This is a genomic window from Xenorhabdus sp. Sc-CR9 (assembly GCF_963897815.1).
In the GTDB taxonomy this organism is placed as follows: domain Bacteria; phylum Pseudomonadota; class Gammaproteobacteria; order Enterobacterales; family Enterobacteriaceae; genus Xenorhabdus.
This window is the reverse complement of record NZ_CAWQTY010000084.1, coordinates 1-902: the sequence shown is the minus strand read 5'-3', so window position 1 is coordinate 902 and position 902 is coordinate 1. Positions and strand designations below refer to the sequence as shown.

Sequence of the window (902 nt, the reverse complement as noted above, 5' to 3'; positions counted from 1 at the left end):
GGCAGTTTGCGCCTGTTCAATATTCGCCGGGTAAGCATCCGTGTGAAAAGCCCCTGGATCTGATGACGCACATTATCCAGTCCAGCAGTAAACAAGGGGATATGGTAGCCGATTTCTTTATGGGTTCCGGGGCGACACTGAAAGCGGCCTTGAAGTTAAATCGCCGTGTGTTAGGGGTTGAACTGGAAGAGGCACGGTTTAAGCAGACTGAGCAGGAGATAAACGAAATGCTACCTGCAGTAGTCAAACCTGAGTTTACAACTCAATTCGATCATGGTCGGTCAATATCCATATCTACGTTAAATCAATAGGTTAAATGTGATTTTGGGTGATATGGTCAACACCCCGATCCCTATGGATAACTCAACCTGTTGGTGAGACCAACTAGTTCAAATTCAAGGCTGCGCGAAGGTGTGGCCTTTTTCTATACTGGAACTTTGGCGTAGAGGGTTCGCGCGGATGCCTGAAGAGCATCAGGACTCGGTTCGATTCCGAGAGGTTCCACCACATTATCGAAGGTCGCTGAGGCGGCCTTTTTCGTATCTGCAATCTAACCATTTGAAAGTCATCCGATATGGGAAATCCCATAACGGCAACCTATTAACTCAACTCACAGGGGCGATCATAACTCACCCCACGGACGCCCATTGTCTTAATGGGGTGGAATATGAAAATGAAAGAAAATCCTGATTTGTGGGCCGACCTATTGGAAGGCCTAAAAAACTCATGGCCACAAATATCCGGCTCCGCTTTAGCCATCGTGATTTGTTACGGACGTCTGGTGTATGACGGTGTAGACCGTAAAAACAAATGGATAGAAGGTGTCCTGTGTGGGGCGCTGTCTTGGGGTATTTCGAGTGGGCTGGAACTGTTTGGTATCCCCAGCAGTGCAGCGCCCTTCG

At 48.3% G+C, this 902-nt stretch carries 2 protein-coding genes and 1 tRNA gene; all 3 read left to right on the top strand.

Features of this window, described 5'->3' with window-relative positions:
• On the top strand, positions 1-311 hold a 311-nt coding region (locus AACQ81_RS04035), incomplete at its 5' end, for a site-specific DNA-methyltransferase (RefSeq protein ID WP_237388493.1).
• A gap of 120 nt (positions 312-431) precedes the next feature.
• Positions 432-507, top strand: a tRNA-Phe gene (locus AACQ81_RS04030).
• A 166-nt stretch (positions 508-673) separates the two neighbouring features.
• Positions 674-902, top strand: a 229-nt coding sequence (locus tag AACQ81_RS04025) for a phage holin, lambda family (protein WP_237388494.1), incomplete at its 3' end; no start/stop codon positions are given.